The following is a 478-nucleotide window of genomic DNA, read 5'->3' on the forward strand; positions in this document are numbered from 1 at the left end:
GTGATGATATGGCACTCCATATCAGAGCATGGGGGAGACGGAAGTCATGTCAGCACCGACCGTTATGTGTTCTTCGACGGTCAGAACATGGAATCTTGGATGGAGAAAACCAAAACAACATCAAGAGACTCTGTTACAGGGGAAACCTATACTTCGGAAAGCAGATGGAGCGCACCGGATTATAGTGTCCGCTATCCAATTCATGACGGAATGTATATGCGCTTTCCTGCAAATCTGGATTATCTTATCTCCGGGAAAAGGTATATTTCAAAGATTTACAGTGCAAAGGACGAGCTGCTTATGGAACTGGAAACGAATCCGACTGTCCGTACAAGTCTCTGCCCTCTGGGACAGGGGAAATATCTGGTCAGCACGGGATCGCCCTTATATTTATGGAAGGACGGTCAGCTTACAGAGCTTATGCGCGGATGCTATAACTACCGTCTGCGCAGGATGAGCAATCTCAATAAATGGAAGA

At 46.7% G+C, this 478-nt stretch carries 1 pseudogene; it reads left to right on the top strand.

Annotated elements, in window-relative coordinates:
• Positions 1-478 (top strand): annotated as a pseudogene (locus HMPREF1992_RS11960) (hypothetical protein); the annotation flags it as partial.

Source organism: Selenomonas sp. oral taxon 892 str. F0426, from assembly GCF_000468035.1.
In the GTDB taxonomy this organism is placed as follows: Bacteria; Bacillota; Negativicutes; order Selenomonadales; family Selenomonadaceae; genus Centipeda.